General features: G+C 63.1%; 3 protein-coding genes and 1 pseudogene. All 4 read left to right on the forward strand.

The annotated features are described in order from the left end of the window. On the forward strand, window positions 1–1,731 hold a 1,731-nt coding region (locus ACTIEN_RS21815; RefSeq protein WP_439525251.1), incomplete at its 5' end, for a TRAP transporter permease. After that, window positions 1,728–3,071, forward strand: coding sequence for an acyclic terpene utilization AtuA family protein (locus ACTIEN_RS21820; RefSeq protein WP_439525252.1), 1,344 nt, complete (start codon window positions 1,728–1,730; stop codon window positions 3,069–3,071). The genes ACTIEN_RS21815 and ACTIEN_RS21820, both read left to right, overlap by 4 nt. Beyond that, window positions 3,058–3,369, forward strand: a complete 312-nt coding sequence (locus ACTIEN_RS21825; protein WP_439525253.1) for an AtuA-related protein — start codon at window positions 3,058–3,060, stop codon at window positions 3,367–3,369. The genes ACTIEN_RS21820 and ACTIEN_RS21825 overlap by 14 nt, the downstream gene beginning before the upstream one ends. Window positions 3,370–3,718: 349 nt before the next feature. After that, window positions 3,719–4,099 (forward strand): annotated as a pseudogene (locus tag ACTIEN_RS21830) (DDE-type integrase/transposase/recombinase); the annotation flags it as partial. Window positions 4,100–4,339 lie beyond the last annotated feature (240 nt).

Raw genomic sequence — 4,339 nt, forward strand, 5'->3', positions numbered from 1 at the left:
GGCTTTGCGCTGTATCCGCTGGGCGCCGGAAAATCCTGGCGCCCGGTGGGGCTGGCGGTGGACATCGCGCTGACGGCCGTGACGATTGCGGCCTGCGGCTATGTCGTCGTCAACTACGACCGGATCATGACCGAGCTGCCCTGGGCCACCGGCCTCGACATAGCGCTGACCGCTGGGCTTGTGCTGGCGGTGCTTGAGCTTGGGCGGCGTACGGTGGGGCTGATCTTTCCGGTGCTGGTGCTTACCGGTGTTGCCTACGCGCTCTTTGGCAGCCTGCTGCCCGGGCCGCTGCGCCACAGGGGCTTCGGCGTTGATTTCGTGACAGAGACGGTTTTTCTAGGCGATCTCGGTATCTGGGGTATGCTCACTGGCGTGGCCGCCACCGTGATCGCCGCCTTTGTCCTCTTTGGCGCGCTCTTGCTACACACCGGTGGTGGGCAGGCTTTCATGGACCTTGCGATGCGCCTCGGCGGACGCCAGCCCGGCGGGGCGGCCAAGATTGCCACCATCGCAAGCGGGCTGTTCGGCATGATCTCAGGCTCCGCCGTCGCCAATGTTGCCACCACCGGTAACTTCACCATTCCGATGATGATCCGGCTTGGATACCCGCGCCCCTTTGCCGCCGCCGTCGAGGCCGTCGCCTCCACCGGCGGACAGATCGCGCCGCCGATCATGGGCGCTGCGGCCTTCGTGATGGCCGAAATCCTCGGCGTGCCCTACCTCACAATCATCGTGGGCGCGATCCTGCCAGCGGTTATGTTCTATCTCTCGGTGTTCATGACGGTCCATTTCGTCGCCCTGCGCCGGGGCCTGGCTGTGGTGCCGGACTCCGAAATGCCCGAATGGGCCACCATCCTCGCCCCTCGCCGGGTGCTACCGATCCTAGCCGCTCTTGGCGGGCTGGGTGTGGGCATCTGGATGGGCCGCTCCATTGCCACTTCTGCCTTCTACGGCATCGTCGGGCTGCTCGTAGCATTCATCGCGACCGAAACCGGGCAGCTCTCTGTTAAGCAGATGGCGGGAAAGCTGATTGCCGGTCTGGAAGACGCAGGCAAGGGGCTTGTCATAATCGGCGTACTGCTGGCGGGCGCGCAGGTTCTGGTGTCGATGATCAACCTCACTGGTATCGGCGTCACTCTCTCATCGCTGATCGTTTCAGTCGCGGGTGACAGCATAGTGCTGGTGGCGGTCATCGTCGCCCTGGTTTGCCTGATCATGGGCATGGGCTTGCCCACCACTGCGGCCTACGTGCTGGTCGCCGCCGTGCTGGCGCCCGCGATGACGGCGGTGGGGGTGGACCCGCTGGCGGCCCATCTCTTCGTCTTCTACTTCGCCACCATCTCGGTCATCACCCCGCCGGTCTGCGTTGCGGTCTTTGTCGGCTCCGGCATTGCGGGCACAAACTGGCTGCCCTCGGCGGGCGAGGCCGTGCGACTTGGTGCGGTGACCTATATCGTGCCCTTACTGCTGCTGCTCTATCCTGGGATGCTTTTGGGCGGCGGGACGCCCGACATTCTCGAGGCCGTGGCGGCAGGACTGGTGCTTGTCATCGCGGTGCCGGGGCTGCTGGCGGGCGCCCGAATGTTCGGTCACCGCGCACTGGATGTGGCGTTCTACGCCTTGGTCATTGCGCTGGCGATCTATCCCCACCCCATCACCACCTTCATCGCACTGGCCTTTCTGGCAGGTGCCTACCTACTGGGCCGCACACAAAGGAGTGCACTGATATGAGCGTGGTCCGCATCGGCGCCGGAGCTGGCTTTCAGGGTGACAGACTGGAGCCCGCGGTGGACCTCGCGGAACGCGGCGCACTCGATTACCTCGTGTTCGAGTGCCTCGGCGAGCGCACCATCGCGCTGGCCCAGCAGGAGCGCATGACCAACCCCGCTTGCGGTTTTGATCCGCTGCTGGAACGCCGAATGCGTGCGGTTCTGTCCGCCTGCCGCAAGAACGGCACCAGGATCATCACCAACATGGGCGCGGCGAACCCTCTCGGGGCGGCAGAACGCACAGTCGAGATCGCCCAAGAGTTGGGCCTGACCGGGCTGAAAGTGGCTGCTGTCACAGGCGATGACGTGCTCGACCGGATCGGGGGCTACGTGCTGGACGAAACCGGTGCCCCAGCCGCCGCGCTGCGCGAACGCCTTGTCTCTGCCAATGCCTACATTGGCGTCGATGGGCTGGTGGCGGCGCTGGAGGCGGGAGCCGACGTGGTGATCTGCGGGCGAGCGTCGGATCCGACACTGTTCCTCGCCCCCCTCGTGTACGAATTTGGCTGGGCTCTCGATGACTGGGCCCGCCTCGGGCGCGGTGTCCTGGTGGGGCATCTGCTGGAATGCGCAGCACAGATCACCGGCGGCTACTTTGCCGACCCGGGCGTTAAGGACGTGCCCGACCTTGCCCACATCGGCAACCCGCTTGCCATGGTCGATTCAGAGGGTCACGCGACCATCACCAAGCTTCCCGGCACTGGCGGGCGGATCACCCGCGCCACCTGCATCGAGCAACTGCTCTACGAGATCCACGACCCGGCGCGCTATTTGCAACCCGATGTGGTGGCCGATTTCTCCCGTGTGACCTTCGAGCAACTCGCGCCCGACTGCATAGCCGTGGCCGGGGGCTGCGGCCACGCTGCCACAGGCCAGTTGAAGGTGTCGGTCGGCTATCGCGATGGGTGGCTGGGCGAAGGGCAGATCAGCTATGCTGGCGCCAATTGCATGGCACGGGGCGAGCTGGCCATCGCCCTCGTGCGTGAACGGTTGAAGCCACTGGCAGCCAGCATACGCGAAGATCGCGGCGAACTGATCGGGGTCAATTCGGTTGTCCCGCAAGCTATCGTCGCCACTCAAGTACCCGAGGTCAGGATGCGCTACGCCGCGCGCTGCGACGACGCCGAAACCGCGGGCCGCGTGGGCGAAGAAGTCGAAGGGCTATACCTTGCGGGCCCGGCCGGCGGCGGCGGCGCGCGCAGTTTTCAGCGTCCGATCCTTGCCATCGCCTCCACGCTCATGCCCGCTGCCGAGGTCTCTGCAACCGTCGAGATAAAGGAGGTGCTCGGTGAAATTGCATGACATCGCCCACGCCCGCACCGGCGACAAGGGCGACATCTCCAACATCTCGCTGATCGCCTACGATCCGGCACATTGGCCGCTAATTCGCGATCACGTCACCCCCCGGCGCGTCGCCGCCTACATTGGCAGCATCGCCCCCGAGAATGTGACACGATACGAGCTACCCCAACTCCACGCCCTGAACTTCGTCATTCAGGGAGCCTTGACCGGCGGGGTCACCCGCTCCCTTGCGCTCGACGCCCACGGAAAATGTCTCGCCTCCGTCCTTCTTGAAATGGAAGTCACCCCCAAGAAGTGAGCGCCTGCCAGACCGGGAAGGTAGTAAGGTTGGAGGGATTATCGCGTTCCGAAAACGGGTTATTGATCAAACCGTCGAGCGCATCGAATGACGTCCCTGCGGATACCTGGCCTTCATGCATTTGGGAGCGAACGTCAGCTCTCTTCTGATTCTGTGGAAAAACAATGTGTTGCTGGCGCAGAAAGTGTGGCTCTGGTCTTACAACAACGAACGCCCAAACATGGGCAACGGCGGGATGACGCCCGCCCAGAAACTGAAAATGGTCGCGTAAATTCTACGACCAAGCCCCCGCAAAAACGCGGGGATTACCGACGGTCTTCTCGAACAAATGCCGCAGCAGCTCGCTCCCCAACCTCAGCACAATGCCAAAGCCGCGCGACGTTTCCTAAAGCGACTGATCACCCGGTTCGGCGAGCCCCTGGTCATCGTGACGGACAGGTTGCACAGCTATTGCAAGCCTATCCGCAAGCTTGCACCGAACGCGGATCATCGCGCGCACAAGGGTTTGAACAACCGGAATGAGGGCTCGCTCAGGCCGACCCGAAGGCGCGAGAAAGTGATGAGCCGGTTCAAATCGCCCGGACAGGCACAGAGGTTTCTCGCCGCTCACGATCAGGCAAACACGATCTTCCGCACCCGACGCTATCGGATCTCCGCAACCTCTTATCGCCACGCCAGGGCCGATGCTTTCGACCTCTGGAATACCTGTGCAGCGGAAATTGCCGCTTGAGAACCCGGCGGTTCGCTCTTCGCAAGCACGCGAAAACAAGTTGGCTATGCCCTTGCGCGACATACCGCACCTCAATATTCAAACATCGCCGCGTGTGCCTAGTTAATGCAACAGTCCCTTGCAGGTGAATTAGTCCGCTATTAGCCCGAAGTGACCGATACTGCAGGACGTGCAGAAAGTGTTGCCGAAACTGCGGTCAGTGCCCCGTTTGCCTCGCATTTGCTTTTGAGGGATCATCAA

This window comes from Marivita sp. (genome assembly GCF_051859345.1).
In the GTDB taxonomy this organism is placed as follows: Bacteria; Pseudomonadota; Alphaproteobacteria; order Rhodobacterales; family Rhodobacteraceae; genus Marivita.

Bases quoted from the DNA above. Each gene is read 5' to 3' on its own strand.
- ACTIEN_RS21820 (WP_439525252.1), top strand. From the start codon at position 1,728: ATGAGCGTGGTCCGCATCGGCGCCGGAGCTGGCTTTCAGGGTGACAGA.